The 19748-nt window shown below is 73.4% G+C and carries 14 protein-coding genes; all 14 read right to left on the bottom strand.

The window, feature by feature from the left end:
- The 14 genes from ACIG5E_RS17140 to ACIG5E_RS17205 all read right to left on the bottom strand — a co-directional run bounded on the left by ACIG5E_RS17140 (nt 1) and on the right by ACIG5E_RS17205 (nt 19720).
- Nucleotides 1-1530, bottom strand: a complete 1530-nt coding sequence (locus ACIG5E_RS17140; RefSeq protein WP_396534232.1) for a right-handed parallel beta-helix repeat-containing protein — start codon at nt 1528-1530, stop codon at nt 1-3.
- An 8-nt stretch (nt 1531-1538) separates the two neighbouring features.
- Nucleotides 1539-3491: an alginate lyase family protein gene (locus ACIG5E_RS17145; protein ID WP_396534233.1), complete on the bottom strand. Its 1953-nt coding sequence runs from the start codon at nt 3489-3491 to the stop codon at nt 1539-1541.
- A complete protein-coding gene (locus ACIG5E_RS17150) occupies nt 3488-5686 on the bottom strand; it encodes a bi-domain-containing oxidoreductase (protein ID WP_396534234.1) in 2199 nt (732 codons plus the stop codon). Before ACIG5E_RS17150 ends, ACIG5E_RS17145 begins: the two co-directional genes overlap by 4 nt.
- A gap of 51 nt (nt 5687-5737) precedes the next feature.
- Nucleotides 5738-7672, bottom strand: coding sequence for an asparagine synthase (glutamine-hydrolyzing) (asnB, locus tag ACIG5E_RS17155; protein WP_396534235.1), 1935 nt, complete (start codon nt 7670-7672; stop codon nt 5738-5740).
- A 3-nt stretch (nt 7673-7675) separates the two neighbouring features.
- Nucleotides 7676-9205 carry a Wzz/FepE/Etk N-terminal domain-containing protein gene (locus ACIG5E_RS17160; protein ID WP_396534236.1) on the bottom strand — a complete coding sequence of 510 codons (1530 nt, stop codon included), beginning with the start codon at nt 9203-9205 and terminating at the stop codon, nt 7676-7678.
- Nucleotides 9202-10593 (bottom strand): Wzz/FepE/Etk N-terminal domain-containing protein, encoded by a 1392-nt coding sequence (locus tag ACIG5E_RS17165; protein WP_396534237.1) that lies wholly within the window; start codon nt 10591-10593, stop codon nt 9202-9204. The genes ACIG5E_RS17160 and ACIG5E_RS17165 overlap by 4 nt, the downstream gene beginning before the upstream one ends.
- Nucleotides 10590-11828: a glycosyltransferase family 4 protein gene (locus ACIG5E_RS17170; RefSeq protein ID WP_396534238.1), complete on the bottom strand. Its 1239-nt coding sequence runs from the start codon at nt 11826-11828 to the stop codon at nt 10590-10592. The genes ACIG5E_RS17165 and ACIG5E_RS17170 overlap by 4 nt, the downstream gene beginning before the upstream one ends.
- Nucleotides 11818-13134, bottom strand: a complete 1317-nt coding sequence (locus ACIG5E_RS17175) for a nucleotide sugar dehydrogenase (RefSeq protein WP_396534239.1) — start codon at nt 13132-13134, stop codon at nt 11818-11820. Before ACIG5E_RS17175 ends, ACIG5E_RS17170 begins: the two co-directional genes overlap by 11 nt.
- Before the next feature lie 76 nt (nt 13135-13210).
- Nucleotides 13211-14707, bottom strand: a complete 1497-nt coding sequence (locus ACIG5E_RS17180) for a sugar transferase (protein WP_396534313.1) — start codon at nt 14705-14707, stop codon at nt 13211-13213.
- A 505-nt stretch (nt 14708-15212) separates the two neighbouring features.
- A complete protein-coding gene (locus tag ACIG5E_RS17185) occupies nt 15213-15911 on the bottom strand; it encodes an alpha/beta fold hydrolase (RefSeq protein ID WP_396534240.1) in 699 nt (232 codons plus the stop codon).
- 49 nt (nt 15912-15960) lie between these two features.
- Complete coding sequence (locus ACIG5E_RS17190; protein ID WP_396534241.1) at nt 15961-16719, bottom strand: class I SAM-dependent methyltransferase; 759 nt, start codon at nt 16717-16719, stop codon at nt 15961-15963.
- Between the two features lie 3 nt (nt 16720-16722).
- Nucleotides 16723-17481: an SDR family oxidoreductase gene (locus tag ACIG5E_RS17195; protein ID WP_396534242.1), complete on the bottom strand. Its 759-nt coding sequence runs from the start codon at nt 17479-17481 to the stop codon at nt 16723-16725.
- Between the two features lie 101 nt (nt 17482-17582).
- On the bottom strand, nt 17583-18452 hold the full coding sequence (locus ACIG5E_RS17200) for a TauD/TfdA family dioxygenase (RefSeq protein WP_396534243.1): 870 nt from the start codon (nt 18450-18452) through the stop codon (nt 17583-17585).
- Nucleotides 18449-19720: an aspartate aminotransferase family protein gene (locus ACIG5E_RS17205; RefSeq protein ID WP_396534244.1), complete on the bottom strand. Its 1272-nt coding sequence runs from the start codon at nt 19718-19720 to the stop codon at nt 18449-18451. The genes ACIG5E_RS17200 and ACIG5E_RS17205 overlap by 4 nt, the downstream gene beginning before the upstream one ends.
- Between the last annotated feature and the right edge of the window lie 28 nt (nt 19721-19748).

Genomic DNA, 19748 nt, shown 5'->3' on the forward strand with positions numbered 1-19748 from the left:
TCAACCACCGGTCCGTGGCCGGAAGGTGCTGCCCGCGTCCTGCTGGTACGGCCGGCCCTGCCACTGCCCGAAGTCGAGCGCGCGGCTCGGGTCGTGGGCGACGAAGCTCCACGGGCCGAGGTAGGTGTTGTCGTGCCAGCGGTTCTGCTGCTTGCCGGTGATCGCCTCGGCCACCGGTTCGCCCTTGTACGGCGACCAGTCGGGATAGGTGCCGTAGTTGGCCAGCACCGCCATCCGGCCGCACTTGACGGTACAGCCGACGACGGACGGGTCCAGCTCGAAGCGGTTGTCGTGGATGTCCACCCGCTGGGTCTTCCATCGGCAGTCGGCGTAGAGCGGCGGGGTGGCGATCGTCGGCTGGGAACAGCTGTCGGTCTTCTTGACCAGCAGGGTGCAGTCACCGGTCGAGGTGTTGGCCGGGCTGTTGCAGAACCGGTCGGCGTTCTCCCACAGGGTGATCCCGGACCAGTTGTCCTCCAGCACGTTCCGGTAGATCTCGATCCTGTCCGTGCGGGCCGGGATCCGTGGTTCGCCGCCGGACTCGGACAGGTAGACGGTCGCGTACGGGAAGTCGTCGCCACGGTCGGCGGCGTTGCGCCCCTCGACCCAGTCGTTGCGCCGGATGGTGTTGTCGCGGATGACCGCGTTGTAGCTGGTCTCGTAGATCAGCGCGGCACCGTCGTTGGCCTCCAGGACGTTGTCCTCGATGCGGAAGTCGTTGTTGTTGGTATCCGCCCACAGCCCAGGTCCGCGGTTGTCGTGCACCCAGTTGCCGCGCACGTCGGCGCCGTTGACGGCCCAGAACTTGACGCCGCCGGTGCAGCCGCAGCCCGGCTGCCGCCGCTCCCACTGGTCGGTGTCGTTGCCCGTGATCTCGTTGCCCTCGACCAGCAGGTCGCTGACGGGGGCACCGGACTTGTACGCGTTGATGCCGTACTGTCCGTTGCCGCGAAGGCAATTGGCGCGGACCCGCTGGCGGGCACCGGCCATCAGCCCGGCGCCGGAGTTGTCCTGGATCGTCGCGTGCTCGATCACCCAGCCGTCGGCCGAGTCGTGGTTGACCACGCCCTCGTTCTGCGGCGCGACGAAGCCCCGCACGGTCAGGTAGCGGATGGTGACGTCGGCGGCGGCACCGCTGAACGCGTACTCGTTGGTCTTCCGGCCGTCGAGCACCGCGCCCGACGCGCCGAGGTAGCTGTCCCCCTCCTTGGGGACGACCTGGGCGTACCGGTCCGAGTCGAGCGTGTGCGTTCCCGGCTGGAGCCAGAAGGTGGTGTGCGGGGGGCTGCTCCTGGTCTTCGCCGCCAGGTCGCCGACCACCGCCGGGTCGACCGTCACCGCGCCGGCCGGCGCCTGCGCCGGCCCGGCCGAGGGGCCGGCGCACACCCGGGCGACGGCCGCCGAACCGGTCGGCGTGGCGGTCGGCTCCGGCGGGGCGTCCGAGCCGCTCGGGCAGCCCGTCGCCGTCAGCAGGGCGAGCGTCAGCAGCGCCGCCGCCAACGCCCCCCGGTGCCGCCTCTTGATCCCCACCCTCCCCCCTAGCCCCGGAACCCGAGGACGGTGGTGAACCCCTGCGCGCCGTCGGCGAAGCCGGTGCCGACCAGCGTGGTGGCGGGTTCCCTGCGTCCGAAGCCGGCGGAGTACCAGCCCAGCGGCGGGTCCGTCTCGCCGCGGTGCGCCTGCCAGGACAGCTGCCCGGGCAGGTCGAGCACGGCGGAGCGGTCCTCGCCGTCCCTGGTCCAGGTCAGCACGGCCCGGTTGCCCGTCAGGTCCGCGGTGATCGCCGGGCCGAGGTGGAACGCCAGGCGCACGGCCCGGCGCGGGCCGCGCAGCTCGTCGACCACCCGCAGCTCCCGGCTCGCGGCGGTCAGCTCCACCCGCCGGCGGTGCACCGACTGCTGGTAGCCGTCGTGCTCGGCGCACCAGCGGGCCAGCCCCGGGTCCGAGGTGTCCGCGACCAGCACGCGGGTGCGGGCGTGCCGGGTCCACAGGAAGGGGCCGCCGGAGCGGGACTGGTCCTCGCCGTCCACCTGCAGGGTGTTGTGGCCCAGGGTCGAGCGGAAGTACCGCCGCCACTCGGGCTGCCCGTGGTAGCAGAACGTCCCCGGGTCGGCGAGCACGTCGACCCCGTCGTGCCGGACCTCCACGGACAGCGCGTCCGCGTGGGCGTGCGCGGCGATGGACAGGAAGCCGTGCGGACCGCCGTCGCAACGGCACCAGATCTCCCCCGGACCGCGCAGGACGGTCATCCCCGCGTCGGGGAAGTGGACCGGCCGGCTCGCCGGGCGGGCCACGGATCCGTCCTTTCGGTACGGCCGGATCAGCGCGGCCAGCAGCGGGGTGCGCACATCGGTGCCGGTCACCGCCGGCCACCAGTCGAGCCGGCCGAACACGGCGTCCCCGGTGGCCAGCAGCGAGGCCCAGCGGTCGGTGCCCGCGCCGTCCAGGACCAGCCCGTGCCCGTCGTCCGCGTCCCCCTGGCGCGGCGGCCGCAAGCGGTTGTCCACGACGGCCGCGAGCGCGTCGGTCATCCGCAGCAGCACCGGCCGGACGGTCGCGGGGACGGGCACGGCGGCGGCGTCCGCCTCGGCCAGCGCGGCCAGGCCGAGTTCCAGGACGAGTCCGTGGTACTCGGTGGCGAGCTCGCGGTTGAGGCCGGACTGGAAGGTGTTGGCGCGCAGCTGCCGCTCCAGCGACCGCAGCGCGCCCGAGCGCCAGCGCGCCGAGGAGGGGAACCAGCCGAAGGCGCAGGCCGCGGCGAACTGCCCGGCGGCCTCGGCGATGACGTGGTTGTTCGCCGAGGACCCCCGGCTGGGGAAGGCGGCCAGCCAGCGCTGGTGGTGCCAGATCTGGTCCAGCGCCACCGGGTTGCCCTCGAACAGGGCGGCCGCGCCCGGCCAGCCGTCGAGCAGCCGGCGGATCCACACCCAGGACAGCAGCCGGATGCCCAGCTCGATGCCGCTGGTCCAGTGCACGCCGCGCAGCGGCGGGTTGGCCGCCCACCAGGACCGCAGGTGCTCGGCCACGCGCTCGGCGTACCGCTCGTCGCCGGTGATCGCGTAGGCGGCGGCGAGCACGGTCAGGTACTGGTGCCGGGAGGGCTCCCAGATCTGCTTGATGTCCCCGACCGCGTCCTCGTCGCGGTACGGCACGTCGAATGCGTAGCCGGCCGGGGCCCGGCGCCCGGTCTTCGGGTCGCGCCACCAGTCCGGGGCGGCCAGGTCGTCGCGCTCCACCCCGAAGAACTCGGCGTGCCCGTCCATCAGCCGGTCCGCCTGCGCGAGGAGGCGCTTCGCGGCGTCCGGCGGCACCGAGGCCATCGTGCCGGCGGGCAGGACGGCGGTGAACCGGGCGCCCGTGACGCTCGGGCCGTGCGGCGGCACCGCCGACCGCCACCGCTGCCTGCGCACCGCGTCGCCGACCCGGCCGCCGACCTCGTGCGGCCCCATCCGGGACAGCCGCCGCAGGTACCAGCCCGCGCTCATGGTCATCGGGCGCCCGCCAGCGTCACCGGCGCGCCGCCGACCAGGGCGGCCTGCACGGCGAGGGTGGCCGCCGTGGTGGCGACCAGCGACTCCAGCGGCACCGGCATCGGCCCGCCGGTGCGCACGGCCTTGATGAACGAGGCCAGTTCGGCGGACTGGCCCTTGTCCCGGGCCTTGGGCAGCCGCGAGCTGACCCACCGCTTGCGGCCGGCCGTGTTGTCGAAGTACACCGAGGCGCGGACGAAGTCGTCGAGCTTCAGCACCTTGCCGTCCGCGACCAGGTCCAGCGTCTCCTTGGGGAAGCCGGGCGCGCCGGTGGTGACGTAGCTCAGGGTGGCGGTGGAGTCGTCCGGGTAGCGCAGCACGATCTGGAGGTCCTCGTTGCCGGACGGGGCGACCGCGTACACCGAGACCGGGTCGGCCTCCAGCAGCCAGCTCGCGGTGTCGATGAAGTGCCCGCCCTCGCCGGCGAACCGCGAGCCCTCGGTGCCCTGTTGGAGGTACCAGCTGCCGTGCTGCAGCCGGCCCGCGTTGACCAGGTAGCGCAGGCTCGCCGGGCCGGTGCGGGCGCCGAACCGGGCCTTGGCCTCCCTCAGCAGCGGCGCGAACCGGCGGTTGAAGCCGACCTGCAACCGGTCGTTGCCGGACTCCTCCACCGCCGCGAGCACGCCGGCCAGTTCGTCCTCGGTGAGGGCCAGCGGCTTCTCCACGAACACCGCCTTGCCGGCCAGCAGCGCCCGGCGGGTCAGTTCGGCGTGCGAGCTGTGCCGGGTGACCACGAACACCGCGTCGATGGACGCGTCCCCGAGCACCGCGTCGAGGTCGGTGGTCGCCCGGGCGAAGCCGAACTTCCGCCGGGCGTTGGCCGCGGACAGCGCCGTCGTGGTGACGACGGTGGACAGTGCGACGCCGTCGCGCTGGGCCAGGTGCGGCAGCAGCATCGAGGTCGCGTAGTTCCCGGCGCCGACGAACGCCAGCCGCACGGGCGACCTGGACGGCCGGGCCGGGGCGGACGCCGCGCCGCGGCGCACCTCGGGCACCGCCACCGTCGGGGCCTGCGCCTTCACCTCCCCCGCCGCCCCGGGGTAGCGGAACAGCACGGCGACGGCCTTCAACTCGCCGTCCTTCAGCCGCCGGTACGTCTCGACCGCGTCGTCGAAGTCGGCGATGTGGGAGATCAGCGGCTCCACGTCGACCCGGCCGCGGGCGGCGAGGTCGAGGAAGCAGGCCAGGTTGCGGCGCTCGGTCCAGCGCACGTAGCCGATCGGGTAGTCCCGCCCGTCGAGCTCGTACTCCGGGTCGTAGCGCCCGGGGCCGTAGGAGCGGGAGAAGCGGACGTCGAGTTCCTTCTCGTAGTACGCGTTCCACGGCAGGTCCAGGCGGCACTTGCCGATGTCGACGACCCGGCCGCGGTCCCGGCTCAGCCGGGCGGCCAGCTCGACGGGCTGGTTGCTGCCGCCGCCGGCGGCCAGGTACACCTGGTCCACGCCGTGACCGTCGGTCAGCTCGGCGACGGCGTTCTCCACGGCCGCGGACCCGGGGTCGCCGCAGGCCACCGCGCCCAGGCGCTCGGCCAGTTCACAGCGCACCGGGTCGGGGTCGGCCCCGACGACGCGCACCCCCGAGGCGGTGAGGAGCTGCACCACCAGCTGCCCGATCAGACCGAGGCCGATGACCAGCGCCACCTCGCCGAGCTGCGGCTCGCCCTGGCGCACGCCCTGCAGGGCGATCGACCCTACGGTGCCGAAGGCCGCGTGCCGCGGCGCGAGGCCGTCCGGCACCGGGGCGTAGAGGTTCCTCGGCACCCAGTTCGACTCGGCGTGCAGCGCGTGCTCGTTCCCGGCGCAGGCCACCAGGTCGCCGACCTTCACGTCGTCGATCCCGGTGCCGACCTGCTCGACCACCCCGCACAGCGAGTAGCCCAGCGGCGTGTAGGAGTCCAGCTTGCCCATCACCTTGCGGTAGGTGGCGGGCAGCCCGTTGGTGGCCACGCTCTGCATGACCTTGGCCACCTGGTCCGGACGGGAGCGGGCCTTGCCCAGCATCGACATGCCGGCCTCGGAGACCTTCATCAGCTCGGTCCCGGTGGAGATCAGCGAGAAGGTGCTGCGGACCAGCACCCCGCCCGGCTTGCACCCCGGCACCGGCACGTCGAGCACCGACAGTTCGCCGCTCTTGTAGTTCTGCACAACCTGTTTCACCGGAAGTCCCCTTGCTTCTGAGCCGGTTGCCTCTATGCCGGAAAATGAGCCCTACGCCGTCAGGTGATCGCTGTGGCCGGAGCCGGAGGTCGCGCCGCGGTACCAGTACTCGAGCGTCAGCACGTGCCACAGGTGCTTGGAGAAGTCCCGCTGCCCGGCGGCGTCCTCGGCGACCAGTCGCGCCAGCGCGTCGCGGCGCAGGAACCCGGACCGCACCAGCTCGCCGTCGTTGATCACCTCGCGCACCAGCGGTGCCAGGTCCCGGCTCATCCAGGCCCGCAGCGGGGCACTGAACAGGCCCTTGGGCCGGTACACGATCTCCCGGGGCAGGACCGAGGTGGCCGCCTCCTTGAGCACGGCCTTGCCCTGCCGTCCGACGATCTTGCGGTCGCCGGGGACGGCGAACGCCGCCCTGACCACCTCGACGTCCACGTACGGCACCCGCACCTCGGTGGACGCGGCCATGCTGGAGCGGTCCGTGTAGGCGAGGTTCAGGCCCGGCAGGAACATCCGGGCGTCGCCCAGGCACATGCGGTTGACGAAGTCGTCGAGGTCGTTGTCCCGGTAGACGTCCGCGTGCTCGGTCAGCACGTCCTCGACCGTCCCGGCCAGGTCCGGATCGATCAGGGCGAGCAGTTCGTCCTGGTCGTACATGGTGTAGCTGCGCCGGAACGCGGTCTCCTCCGGCAGGTCGGCGAAGGAGAGGAACCGCTTGGCGAACCGCACCGAGCGCAGCCCCCGGTTGGCCGTGGCGACCGGCAGCCGGTCCACGGCGGCGGACAGGCCGCGCCGCAGCGGCCGCGGGATGCGCTGGTAGCGCAGCGCGAGCTGGTTGGCCAGGTGCTTGCGGTAGCCGGCGAACAGCTCGTCGGCGCCCATCCCCGAGAGCAACACCTTCACCCCGGCCTCCCGGGCCGCCGAGCAGATCAGGAAGGTGTTGATCGCGGCCGGGTCGCCGATCGGCTCGTCCAGGTGGTACGTCATCCGCGGCAGCAGGTCGAGCACGTCCGGGGCGATCTCGATCTCGTGCAGGTCGACGCCGAACCGCTCGGCCACCTGCCGGGCGTAGCGCAGGTCGTCCGGCATCGCCTCGAACCTGGCGTCCTCGGCGCGGAAGCCGATCGTGTAGGCGGAGATCCCGGGGTGGTCACGGGCGGCCAGCGCGGTCAGGTAGCTGGAGTCCAGCCCGCCGGAGAGGAAGGTCGCCACGGGGACGTCGGAGAGCAGGTGACGCCTCGTCGACTCCTCGACGATGGCGGCGAGGTCCGGCAGCTCGCCGGCCCGGGCCCGCTCCCGGCCCTCGGCGGCGACCTCCCGCAGGTGCCAGTACCGGCCGCGCTCCACCCGGCCGTCGGGCCGACAGCGCAGCCAGCTCCCCGGCGGCAGCTTCTCCGCCTCGCGGAACGCGCAGCGCGAGTCCGGCACCCAGTAGTACAGCAGGGAGGCCACCAGCGCCGCGTGGTCAACCTCCAGGGAGCCGCCGGTGGCGGCGGCCAGCGCCTTGAGCTCGGAGGCGAACACCAGGCCCTCGCCGCGCCGCACCAGGAAGAGCGGCTTGATGCCGAGTTGGTCGCGGGCGAGCACCAGCTCACCGGTGCGCTCGTCGAAGATCCCGAACGCGAACATGCCGCGCAGCCGTGGCAGGCAGTCCGTGCCCCAGCGCCGCCAGGCCTCCAGCAGCACCTCGGTGTCGGAGGTGCCGCGGAAGCGCACCCCGGCGGCCGTCAGTTCGGCGCGCAGCTCGGGTGCGTTGTACAGCTCGCCGTTGTACGTCAGGACCAGGCCGTCCGAGACCATCGGCTGGGCGCCGGTCCTGGACAGGTCGATGATGGCCAGCCGGCGGTGCCCCAGGTGCACTTCGCCGTCGCCGAGGGGGTGGCCGTACCGGCCCGCCCCGTCCGGGCCGCGGTGGGCGAGGGTGTCGGTGAGCAGGTCGGTCACGGCCTTGCCGTCCGGCCATCGGTACGTGCCCGCGATGCCACACATGTCCTACCTCGCCTCCTGGTCGCTGTCCGGGACCGGTGCGGTCCGCATCGGTGGTCGTTCTGGCCGCCGCCGGCCCGTCCGGTTCTGCCGGGCCGCCAGGCCGTCCCGGCCGCGCAGCGCGGTGTGCGGGCCGTCCCACAGGGTGCCGTCGGTCCGGTCCCGCGGATCGGGGTCGATCAGCACCACCCCGAGCACCGGGATGCGCTGGTCCGCGAGCTGCCGTGCCACGGTGTGCAGCCAGGCGGCGCTGCCGTGCCCGGCGCGCACCACGAGCACGGTCCGGGTGCCGAGGTGGCGCAGGTCGGTCCAGGCCGTGCCGGGCGCCACCGAGCCGACGCCGAGCCGGCGTTCCTCGGGCGGCAGGGCCGCGGCCCGCTCGCCGTCGACCACCGTCGGGTCCCCCGGTTTCGGGCGGCGCCCGGCGAGCCGCGGGCCGGGCAGACCGTCGACCACGACCACCGGCCCCTCCTGCGCCAGGGCGCCGGCGAGGTCCAGGGCGATCGCGCCGGCGCTGCGCGCACAGCCCAGTTCCAGCAGCGACACCGCCTCCGCGGAGCCTCGCACGGTGCGGGCCAGGGTCGTGACGACCCTCGTCCGTGCCGTCCGCGTCCGTCGGAGCTGTAGGCGGCCGGCCGACCGGCGGGGTACGCGGCGCAGCTCCGCGATGACGGAGGCGCCGAGGTTCGCCGCGATCTCCCGGCGCAGCACGGGGCGGTCCGCCACCACCGCGCCGACGGCGGCCACCGCGATGCCGAGGACGAGCCCGAGGACGAGCCCGATCCCGGCGTCGGTGGCGGCGGTCGTGGGCAGGGACTGCCGCACCGCGCGCGGGGCGTCCACGATCTGGGTGCCGGCGACGAGCCGGGGCGTGCCGACCTGCGCCTCCGCGGCGCGCTGGCCGAAGTCGGTGATGCGTGAGGTGAGTTCGGCCCGGTTGGCGTAGAGCGACTCCAGGTTCGCCGACGCGTTCGGCCCGCTCTGCTTCGCGGCGTCGCCGATCGACTGGTTGACCTGGGCGAGTTCGTCCCGCATCCGGTCCCGCTGGTCGAGCAGGGCCTTGGCCTCGGCGTCCGCGGCATCCCGGAGCCGCTTCACGTGGTCCGCGACGAAGGCGTCGGCCAGCGCCTCGGCCCGGGCCACCGCTTCCGCGTCGCTGGGGCCCGTCACGGTGATCTGCAGCAGGTTGTTGGTCAAGCCGGTCCCGCCGTAGTCCCGCATGAAGTCCTCCGGTTTCTCCGGGGACCGGAGGGACTTCAGGGCCTGGCCGGCGATCCCCGTGGTCTGCAGCAGGGCGACGTCGGTGCGGATCAGTGTTCCGGGGTCGTTCGGCTGGTCCGCCTGGTGCGCGACCAGCACCTTGGCCACCGCGGTCGGCGGCGGCGGCCGCAGGACCGCCACGGCCGCACCGAGCAGCAGCCCGACCAGCGCCAGGGAGCACCAGAGGCGGCGGCGCCTGCGCACGGCGACCACCAGGGCCTGGAGGTCCAGCAGTGGAGCGGCGGCCGACGACTCCGAGGTCGTACTCGTCGTCACCCCGACCCTCTCCCCGCGTCGTCGCCGACCGCGAGCGCTGGCGCGGCGGCCGTGGCCGCCGGCTCGGCGCCGTCCGGGTGGCGGCCGCCGGAGCGCGCCGGGCGGTCCCGGACCGGGCCGGCGACGACGATGCCGACGACCTCCTGCCCGGCGTCCGCACACGCCTCGGCGATCCCGGCGAGCTCCTCCGCCGTCCAGCTGCCCGCGCTGAGCACGACCAGGACGCCGGACTCGTCCTCGCCGTCCGGCACCAGCGGCCGGTCCACCGGTACGCCCACCACCCGCAGCTGCGGATCGCTCCCCGCCTCGGCGGCGAGCTGCCCGGCGGCCCGGCGGGCCGTCTCGTCGCCGTCCGGGACGAGCACCAACAGCCGCCGAGGGTCCGGCAGTTGATCCCGCAGGCGGGCGCACACCCGCCGGTAGCGGAGCTGCCGGCTCGCCTCGTCGCCGGACGCCTGCGGGATCGGCAGGTCCCACCGGACGTCGAGGCCCAGCAACCGGCGGACCATTGCCCGCGGGCCACGGCCACGGCCCGGCGGCCGGTGCGCGCCCCGTCCACCGGGGACGTCGACGGTGCCGAGCAGCGCCGAGCCCAGCGCCGCGGCGATCTCCGGCCCGGTGCGCGGCCGGCGGCTCATCCGGGCCGCGGCGAGATGGCCGACGACCCCGAGCAGGAAGAACAACAGCGCCCCGGCGCCCACGAGTTGGGTCCTCGTCGGCGGCGCCTCGCCGGACGGCCGGGGCGCCGACCCCATGACGACCATGTTAGCCCTGTTGGCGGCCGGGTCGACCTGGTCCAGCTTCGTGATGGCGTCCTGCAGCGTGGTGCGCAGCTTCTCCAGTTCGGTACGGGTCTGCACGCTCTCCACGGTCTGCCCCGGATCGGCCGCGGCGGCCAGGTCGGTGATGCGGCGGCTGGCCTGCACCACCAGCTGCCGCAGCGCCTCGGGCTGCGCCGCCTCGGGGTCGGCGCTGTCGCCCGCGATCCGCCCGGCGAACGTGACGAACTGCTGGGCCACCTGGTCGGAGAGCTGCTGGGCGCGCTCCGGGGTGTCGGCCGTGCCCGAGATCTTGATGATGTTCCCGTCCGCGGCCGTGGCGCTCACCCGGTCCCGCAGCGCGCTGCCGCTGACCCCGGCCCAGCCGAGCGTGGCGGCCGCGCGGTCGACCACCACCGAACTGGTCGCGATCTCCGCCTGGGTCAGCAGTTCGCGGTCCTGCCACACCCCGGGCAGCAGGACCGATGCCGACGCCGTGTAGCTCGGCGGGAACAGCAGCGAGCCGCCGTACCCGACGAGCGCACCCACCACGGCGAGGACGGCGAGCAGCCGCCAGCGCCGGCGGAGGATCCGGCCGATCGTGACCAGGCGTATCGTGTCGTCGCTCAACGGCGCGGCCTTGGGCGGCAGGCGGCGGCGTAGGCGGCGAGCAGCGACCGCTGGGAGTTCCGCCAGGCGAGTGGCCCGTTGATCCGCTCCTGGCCGAGCTTGCCCATCCAGGCCCGCTTCTCCGGATCGTCCATCAGCTCCGCGATGAGCCTGGCGAACTCGCCCTCGTCGTCGGCGGGCGCGTAGAGGGCGGCGTCACCGGCGGAGACCCGCGCCTCCCGCAGGTCGAAGGAGACGATGGGCCGGCCCATCACCATGTACTCCAGGACCTTGTTCATGGTCGACACGTCGTTGAGCGGGTTGCGCGGGTCCGGGGACAGGCACACGTCCGCGGTGGACAGGTAGCGCACCAGGTCGGCGTCCGGAACGCGCCCGGTGAACTGCACCTGGTCGGAGAGCCCGAGCCGCCGGGACAGCTCCACCATCGCGTCGAAGGTGTCGCCGCCGCCGACGAACACCGCGTGCCAGTCGCTCCGCCCGAGCTCGTCACGCAGCTTCGCCAGGGACCGCAGGGCGTAGTCGACGCCGTCCTGCGGGCCCATGACGCCGAGGTAGCACAGCAGATGGGGCTTGCCGCGCTTCAGCTCCGGCTCGGGCGGCACCGGCTGGAACCGGTCGGTGTCGGGCGCGCTGCGCACCACGAAGACGTCCTCGGGCCGCCGGCCGCCGCGGCTCAGCGCGACGTCCCGGTAGCTCTCGTTGGTGGCGAGCACGACGTCCGCGGCCCGGTAGGTCCACCGTTCCAGCGCGCACACGGCGCGGTAGAGCAGGTCCTCGCCGCGGTCGAACCGGGAGAGGTACAGCTCGGGCACCAGGTCGTGCTGGTCGAACACGAACCGCGCGCCGCGCCGCTTCAGCCACAGGGCGGGCAGGAACAGCAGGTCGGGCGGGTTGCAGGCGTGGACCACGTCGACCGGGCCGACCTTGCGGGCCAGCCTCGCCGTGTGCCACAGCGCCGATCCGTACTCCTGCAGGTAGCCGGCCGGCCCTCCGGTGGCGGCGCGCAGCGGGTAGCGGTGGATCCGCACCCCGTCGATCACCGCTTCCGGCTCCGTGTCCCGCTTACTCCCCCGCGGGCAGATGACGTCGACCGTCCAGCCGGCGTCGCGCAGCGTCGTGCACTCCTGCCACACCCGCCGGTCGAAGGGAACGGACAGGTTCTCCACCAGGATCAGCGCGCGACGGGTCCGCCCGTGGCCGCCGACCGTGTCATCGAACGATGTGTCACCAAGCAAGGCCCGTGTACCCCGGTTCGGTCCGGCGCGCGTCGGCGTCGGGAAGGTGGATGAGGTCGACGATCATCGGGCCGTCGCCGTGGGGCAGGGCCGACAGCACGGCCGGGTCCCTGGTCCCGACCACGCACACCTCGGCGTGTTCGAGCACCTCGCCGACGGACTCCGCGAGCAGCTGCGCCAGGTGCGGCAGCCGGGTCTCGATGTACTCGCGGTTCGCGCCGAGCAGCCGGGAGAGGTTCACGTTGGGGTCGTAGATCCGCAGGTCGTAGCCCTTGCCGAAGAGCCGCTCGGCCAGTTCGACGAGCGGGCTCTCGCGGAGGTCGTCGGTGCCGGGCTTGAAGGACAGGCCGAACAGGCCCACCCGGCGCCTGCCGGTGCGCTCGACCAGCTCGACCGCGCGCCGCAGGTGGTCGGAGTTGGAGGGCAGCACGTGGGAGAGGATCGGCACCGAGACGTCGGCCCGCTGCGCCGCGTGGACCAGGCTGCGCAGGTCCTTGGGCAGGCAGGAGCCGCCGAAGGCGAAGCCGGGCCGCAGGTAGGCGGGGCTGATGTTCAGCTTGCGGTCGGCCAGGAACACGTCCATCACCTGGTGCGAGTCCACCCCGAGCGCCTGGCAGACCGCGCCCAGCTCGTTCGCGAAGCCGATCTTGAGGCCGTGGAACGCGTTGTCCGCGTACTTGATCGCCTCGGCCGTCGGGACCGGCACCCGGAACACCTCGCCGGGCAGTCCCTCGTACAGCGCCGCGACCACGTCGCCGCTGGCGGGGTCGAGTTCGCCGATGACGGTCTTGGGCGGGTCGAAGAAGTCCCGCACGCTGGTGCCCTCGCGCAGGAACTCCGGGTTGACCGCGACCCCGAAGTCCGCCCCGGCGGTGCCGCCGGCGTGCTTCTCCAGGATCGGCACCAGCAGGTTCAGGCAGGTGCCCGGGAGCATGGTGCTGCGGAACACGACGGTGTGCCGCCCGCCGCGCTCGGCCACCGCGGCACCGATCTGCTCGGTGACCCGCTCCAGGTAGGTGGTGCACAGGCTGCCGTTGGGCTCCGACGGCGTGCCCACGCAGACCAGCGACACCTCGCTGCCCGTGATCGCCTCGCGGACGTCGCCGGTGGCGCGCAGCGCTCCGGTCCGCACGACCCCCGCGATGAGCTCGCCGATCCGCTCCTCGACCACCGGGGCCTTGCCGTCGTTGACCAAGTCGACCTTCACCTGGTTGACGTCCACCCCGATGACCTCGTGGCCCAGACTGGCCAGGCACGCGGCCGACACGCAGCCCACGTAGCCGAGCCCCAGGACGCTGATCCTCATGACCCGTTCCTCCCCTCGGGCAGGCCCCTTCGGCCGGCCATCCGCGCGCCGATCGGACGACGACGCCCCCCACCCATCAGTAGGCCCCCTGCCCCTGGAGCACCGCACGCAGCGTCTTCCACAAGATCACCGCGTCCAGGGCGAGCGACCAGTCCTCCACGTACCGCAGGTCCAGCCGGACCGCCTCCTCCCAGGGCAGGTCGCTGCGCCCGCTGATCTGCCACAGGCCGGTGAGCCCGGGCTTGACGAGCAGTCGCCGCCGGATGTCCGGGCCGTACGCGGCGGACTCCTCCGGCAGCGGGGGCCGCGGCCCGACCAGCGACATCGAGCCGGTGAGCACGTTGAGGAGCTGCGGTAGCTCGTCCAGCGAGTACCGGCGCAGCACCCCTCCGACCCGGGTCACCCGCGGATCCCGGCGGAGCTTGAACAGCAGGCCCGCGCCCTCGTTGCGGTCGGCCAGCTCGGCCCGGGCCCGGTCCGCCCCGGCGACCATGGTGCGGAACTTGACCAGGGTGAACTGGCGGCCGTCCTTGCCGACCCGGTGCTGCCGGTAGAACACCCCGCCCCGGCTGTCCGCCAGCACGAGCAGCCCGACGGCCACCATCAGTGGCGCGAACAGCACCAGCAGCACCGCGGCGCCCAGCCGGTCGACGACCGCCTTGACCGCCCGCGGGCCCCCGGTGAAGGCGGGCATGCTGACCCGCAGCATCGGGATGCCGAGCACCGCGTCGACGTGCAGCCGCGGGCCGGCCACCTCCATCAGCACGGGGGCGACGACCATCTCGGCGTCGCCGCCCTCCAGGTTCCAGGCCAGCCGCTGCAGCCGGTCCGGTGACCAGTACGGGTCCGGGGTGATCGCGACGACGCGGTAGCCGTCGCGGCGGACGTGGTTGGCGACGTCCGTCAGCCGGCCGACGACCGGCACCCCGTCCAGCCGGTCACCGCCCGGACCGAGGGCGTACGGCGTGCACACCGCCTCCACCCGCCAGCCGAGGTGCGGGAACTTGCGGGTCCGGGTGATCAGGTCGCGCACGGTGGCCGGGCTCCCGGCGGCGAGCACCGGGCGCAGGCACCGTCCCCGGTTGCGTTGTCTGTGCAGCCAGAGCCGCAGCAGGTACCGCTCGGTCATGGTGACGAGCGTGATCGCCGGGATCGCGACGAAGATCCAGAGCTTGATGTTGTGCGAGGTGAGGGCGATCCCGCCGAGCGCCAGCACGACGGCCGCCGTGAACAGCGAGCGCCCGAGCCGGCGGAACTCCTCGGCGCCCTCGCCGAGCACGGCCGGAGCCCACGAGCGGGTCGTCGCCAGCGCACCCAGCACCAGCAGCTCGGTGCCGAAGGCGAGAATTCCCCATTTCTCGTGCCAGTTGGCCGCGTCCCGAACCCCGAAGAAACCGCCTATCGCCGCTACCACGAAGGCGGTGGCCACCGTATCGCCGATGATCACCGTACGGCGGTACTGCTGCTCCCAGTCGATCTCGGGCCGGCTGAATTTCCCGTTTCTCCGGCGCCTCGACGCCGGTGGAAACGGGCTGACTAATTCCCCCTCCCCTTGCTCGACAGCCCCGTCCAGGTCGCCAGTGGGTTCGACGTGCTCGCTCCACACGGTTCCTCCCCCCGGGAGGCCCGCGCCTCCCGCACCTGTTCGTTCCTCCCCCGGAAGGCTCCGCCTCCCGTGCCGCACTGTTCCTGGCTCCGGAAGGCCCCCGCCTCCCGCGCATGGCAAAACCGGCCACTGCCGCGCTACTTGAACATCCGGCCACACTCAAGGCCCGTTTTCGGGCACCAAGAATTGATCACCCAACGCCTGCCGCCGGGGACGCGACTACGTACCGTCCGCAGCACCGGACCCGTAGATCATGACTTCTCGCGCCTCGCGCCCAACCTTGCGGAGTCGAAATCAATCTAGAGCATCCAGACCACCCGAAGAGGGGGATATGTGAAACACGTGCACGATATTTGAACCCTGGGCTACCGAATGATCACCGGCGGGGGTGCCCGGAAGCCATGGATGTGCGATGTGACCTGTGAGGACGGGCCGGGTGGTGGTGCCGCCCGACAGCGGCGCCACCGGTCCGTCACTCCCCTGCGGCGTCGAGCAGGATCCGGGCCAGCTCGCGCGGGCGGGAGAACATCGGCCAGTGGCCGGTGTCCAGTTCGACCAGCCGCCAGTGCTCTCCGGTCAGCAGCTCGGCCACCTCCTCGTCGGGCTCGGCGTCGGGGAGGAGGCACTTGAGGTAGGTGGTGGGCAGGTCCGCGAGCGGGCCCGCCAGGACGGCGGGTTCGGTGAGGGTGGCGCCCGGGTGCGGGGTCGCACCGGCGACGATGCGGGCGGTCTGCTCGTCGGTGAGGCCGTGGCCCGTGAAGTGTTCGCGCTTCGCGCACGGCCACCAGCCGCCGTTCTCGGCGATCGCCGCCTCCAGCGCCGCACCGCCGTCCGGCCAGCCGGCGGCGAAGGACTCGCCGTCGACGGGCACGCCCGCGTCGACCAGGACCATGCGGGCCAGCCGGTCGCCGATCCGCTGGGCGGCCTGGCCGACCGGGACACCCGCGTAGCTGTGGCCGACCAGCACGACCTCGTACAGGTCCCGGCGCTCGACCTCGGTCACGATGTCCTGGACGTGGGTCTGCTGCCCGGCCGGGACGCCCCGCTTCTCCGCCAGCCCGGACAGCGTCAGCGGATGGACGCCGTGGCCGGCCGCACGCAGGTGCGGGACCACGTCCTGCCAGGCCCAGGCCCCGAGCCGGGCGCCGGCCACCAGTACGAAGTTCACCATTCCCGCACCCTAGGCCCGGCGGCCGTCGTCCGGATATCCCATGGGGCGCTCAGGCGCTCCGCTCCCGGTGCCGCCATCGCACCGGGTCGACCACCGCCTCGCCGCGTCGGCCGGCGCCCGGGGCGGTGGGCGCCGGAGCCCGGTAGCCGGCGCAGGTGAGCACCAGCATCTCGTCGTCTCCCGGCTGGAACTCGTAGGCCACCCGCTCCACCCTGCTGCCGATGCCGAAGCCCGCCAGCTCCTCGCGCAGCCGGTCCAGGCCCCGGTAGCGCTCGCCGGTGTCGTACACCATCAGCGGGAAGAGCCGGACCTCCCGCCGTGCCACCCGGGCGAGTTCCAGCAGCGCGGACCGCTGGAACTCCTCGCCCAGCCGGTTGCCGTACGAGAAGACCAGGTGCGAGCTGAGCACCAGGTCGAAGGAGCGGTCCGGGAAGGGGAGTTCGGGCAGTGACCCGGCCAGGTAGCGCTCCGGGCGGGCGGCGATGTCGGCCCGGAACAGCCGGGAGTTGGCGGTCCACTGCCGGATCATGTCGTCGGCGTCGGCGTACCAGGCCCGGGCGTAGCCCGCGGTCTCCTGCGCCAGCAGCTCGCGCTTGAAGCTGGTCTCCCGCTCGACCAGCAGGCCCAACTCCTCGCGGTGCAGGGCGTATTCGCGGTCGACGGCGACCACGTCGATCCCCCGCTGCCCGGCTTCGGCGACGAAGCTCGCCGCGCCGCCCGGGCAGTCCAGGATGCGCTGGTCGAGGTCGCGGTCGGTGAGCGCGAACATCGCGCGGTACTCGGCGAAGGAGCGGGCGCTGACCAGCACGGTTCACCCCCTCCCGACGAACGGCATGGTGGCCGGCAGCACCACCAGTGACTGGATGCTGGTGTCCGGTGGCTGGGAGGCCATCAGCAGCAGGGCGTCCGTGAAGCGCTCCACCGGGATGGTCGCCTCCACCGCCATCGTCCCGTCGGCCTGCATCGCGGCGGGCTGCGGGCTCCCGTCCAGCGGGGCGACGTTGCCGACGTCGATCTGCCCGCAGGAGATGCCGTACGGGCGGCCGTCCAGTGCGAGCACCTTGGTGAGGCCGAGGACGGCGTGTTTGGCGGCGGTGTAGGCGAGGGAGTTGGGGCGGGGCACGTACGCGGAGGGCGCGCCGTTGTTGATGATCCGGCCGCCCTGCGGGGTCTGGGTGCTCATCAGCCGGAAGGCCTCCCGGGCGCACAGGAAACTGCCGGTGGCGATGGTGTCCAGGACGCGGTTCCAGTCGCCGAACGGCGTCTCGGTGATCGGACGGCGAGGGGCGGCGGCGCCCGCGTTGTTGAACAGCAGGTCGAGCCGGCCGTACCGGTCGCGGACGGCGTCGAACAGCCGGGCCACCTCCTCGGGGCTGCGGATGTCGGTCGGCACGGCCAGCACCCGTTCCGGGTCGACCTCGGCGAGGGCGGTGGTCTCCTCCAGCGCGTCCTTGCGGCGCCCGGCCAGCACCACCGTCCAGCCGGCGTCCAGCAGGGCCAGCGCGGAGGCCCGGCCGAGCCCGCTGCCGCCACCGGTGACCAGTGCGACCTTCCCGTGCGGCTGAGTCACGGCGGGTTGAGTCACGGCCGGTTGAGTCACTGCGGGTTGAGTCACGGCCGGTTGAGTTACTGCGGGTTGAGTCACGGCCGGTTGAGTCACTGCGGGTTGAGTCACGGCGCCCACGCCTCCCCCTCGTTGAGCCAGATCCGCAGCATCCGCCGGGCGTGCGGGCCGGGTTCGTCGATATACGCCGAACGCCCGTGCAGCACCCGGCTGTTGCGGATGATCAGCAGGTCCCCCGCGGCCATCGGCAGCCCGAAGGCGATCTCCGGTCGGTACAGCACCTCGTCCAGCACGCCCAGCGCCTCCCACTGGCGATCCGTCAGTTCCGGTCCACCCCGGTCCGGCGAGGAGCGGACGGTACGCGTCTGGTAGTAGCAGCCGATCGTCCCGTCCTTCCTCGGGTACAGGATCGGGGTGACGACCAGCTGCGGGCCCGCTCGGCCGGTCCGGTCGAAGGTCCAGTCCTGGCTGAGGGTGGCCAGCGCGTCCGGCCGCTCCCGCCCGATCAGGTCGTGGACATGCCGGGCGCTCGCCAGCTTGGTCAAGCCGCCACCGTGGTAGGCCGGTTGGAGGCAGAGCAGGACGAGCAGGTCGCAGGTGTCGCAGTGGAAACCGAGTTCGGTGTTGCCGTCGCCGTCCTGGTCGCGCAGCACCGAGGTGAGGTCGCCGCGCCCGTTCTGCGGCACGATCCGGCCGTGGTCCCGCAGCAGGAAGGACAGCACCTCGGTGATCTCCTGCTCCGGCTGCGCCGGGTCGACCAGGTTGGCGACGTGGGTGAGCCCGACCGAGTCGATGCTCTCCCGCATGAAGGACCGCAGCCGCTCGCGCACCGGCTCGCCCGCGCCCCAGCGTCCGGCCCGGGCGTCGGCCCAGAGCAGCCGCCGCTCCTCGTCGCCCAGCGGCAGCGACCACAGTTGCCGCCTGGCCTCCAGCTCCAGGCTGCTCCAGCCGATCTCGGTCACGGTGTGCTCGTTCACAACGCCTCCTCCGACCGGGCCCCGGCCTCGACGGCCTTGGACCAGAGCGCCAGCGCCTCGTCGATCTGCGCGGCCGTGACGACCAGGGCGGGGACCATCCGGACCACGTTGAGGTGGATCCCGCAGGTCAGGAGCAGCAGGCCGAGGTCGGCCGCCGCCTGCTGGACGCGCCGGGCGGCGTCCGGGTCCGGCGAGCCGTCCGGTCGGCAGAACTCTCCGGCCGCCATCAGGCCGAGGCCCCGGACGTCGCCGATTTCCGGCGCCCCGGCGGCGACCGCGCGCAGGCCGTCCAGCAGCCGCGTGCCCTGCTCGGCCGCGTTCTCCACCAGCCGCTCCTCGCGCAGCACGTCCAGGGTGGCCAGGGCAGCGGCGCAGGCCACCGGGTTCCCGCCGTAGGTGCCGCCCTGTGAGCCGGGCCAGGCGCGCTTCATCAGTTCGGTGGGTGCGGCGATGGCGGACAGCGGGAAGCCGCTGGCCAGGCCCTTCGCGGTGATCAGCACGTCGGGCAGCACCCCGGGCTCGTGCTGGTGGGCCCAGAACCGGCCGGTGCGGCCGAAGCCGGTCTGCACCTCGTCCACCACCAGCAGGATGCCGTACCGGTCGGCGCGCTCGCGCAGCCCGGCGAGGAACCCGGCCGGGGCGGGGACGTAACCGCCCTCGCCGAGCACCGGTTCGACGAACATCGCGGCCGTCTCGGCGGGCGCGGAGACGGTGGCCAGCACCTCGTCCAGCCCGCGCAGGGCGTGTGCGACCGCCTCCTCCTCCGACAGTCCGAGGCGGAAGGCGGCCGGGAACGGCGCCACCGCGACCCCGGGCACCAGCGGGCCGATGCCCGCGCGGAAGCGGGTCCCGGCGGTGGTGAGCGAGGCCGCCCCCATGGTGCGGCCGTGGAAGGAGCCCTCGAAGACGATCACGTTCTGCCGTCCGGTGGCGTGCCGGACCAGCCGCAGGGCCGCCTCCACCGCCTCCGTCCCGGCGGTGGCGTAGAACAGCGAGTCCAGGCCGGGCGGCAGGACGTCGCCCAAGCGCTCGGTGAGGGTGAGGAGTTGGTCGTGCAGGACGGTGGTGTACTGGCCGTGGAGCAGCCGGCCGGCCTGTTCGCGGACGGCCTCGACCACCTTCGGGTGGCAGTGGCCGGTGCTGGTCACCCCCACGCCGGAGGTGAAGTCGAGGTAGCGGCGGCCGTCGGCGTCGTAGAGGTGGAGGCCTTCGCCGCGCACGGCGACGACGGGGGTGGCCTGCTTCAGCACTGGGGAGAGCTGGGACAACGGAGTCTGCCTTCTCTCAAGGGCCTGT

This window comes from Kitasatospora sp. NPDC053057, assembly GCF_044546945.1.
Lineage (GTDB): Bacteria > Actinomycetota > Actinomycetes > Streptomycetales > Streptomycetaceae > Kitasatospora.